Annotated in this window: 1 protein-coding gene and 1 pseudogene; both read right to left on the bottom strand. The window is 63.7% G+C overall.

Annotated elements, in window-relative coordinates; translation table 11 throughout:
• The coding region (locus tag B5G37_RS14840) for a PrgI family protein (protein WP_087259000.1) at nucleotides 1-425 on the bottom strand (425 nt) is incomplete at its 3' end.
• 13 nt (nucleotides 426-438) lie between these two features.
• Nucleotides 439-623, bottom strand: a pseudogene (locus tag B5G37_RS15470) (hypothetical protein); the annotation flags it as partial.

The following is a 623-nucleotide window of genomic DNA, read 5'->3' as shown; positions in this document are numbered from 1 at the left end:
TCCGCGCGGGGGGAATAGGCTTCGATCCCCTTGAGATTTCCCTGCTTTCGGTAGTATTTTCCATAGATGCTTCCTTTCTTTCGGTCGGGCTGGCCGGGGTCGTGGACAAGGCCGCTGCGTGCCATCGACGGCGTGTAGAAGATACGGTCGTCGGTGAATTTGGCGCGGAGCCACAGGGGAACGAACTTCTCGAAGGGCATCCCCTTGGGACGCATGAACCCGCAGCACCAGAACGGCAGGCTCACGGCATATATCACCATCATGTAGTCGCCGGGGTTCAGGCCCAGCACGAAGTACAGGTAGACGCCCGTGAGGACGCTGACGCCGAGCGCACCCACGATGGAGATGAGGGTGCGCCCGGTCATCTTGCCCACGACCTTCGGCTGGTACTCGGCGATGTCCTTGTGTACGGTCACGGAGAGCATGGGCGTCCCCCTCTCAGGCGATCAGGTGGAAGGACGAGGCGTCCGCCGTCCACGACGCCGGGGCGGCGTCCACGTAGACGGTGTTGGTCATGGTGGCCGCCGCACCGGACCACGAGGTATCGAGGGAGCCGAAGTAGATGGCCGCGCCGCAGACGATTGCGCCGCCGACGATCATGGCGATGGCACCGGCGAGCTGTC

This window comes from Pseudoflavonifractor sp. An85 (assembly GCF_002161235.1).
Lineage (GTDB): Bacteria > Bacillota > Clostridia > Oscillospirales > Oscillospiraceae > Enterenecus.
Note: the sequence above shows the minus strand (reverse complement) of the source record. Positions and strands in the feature narration are given on the sequence as shown.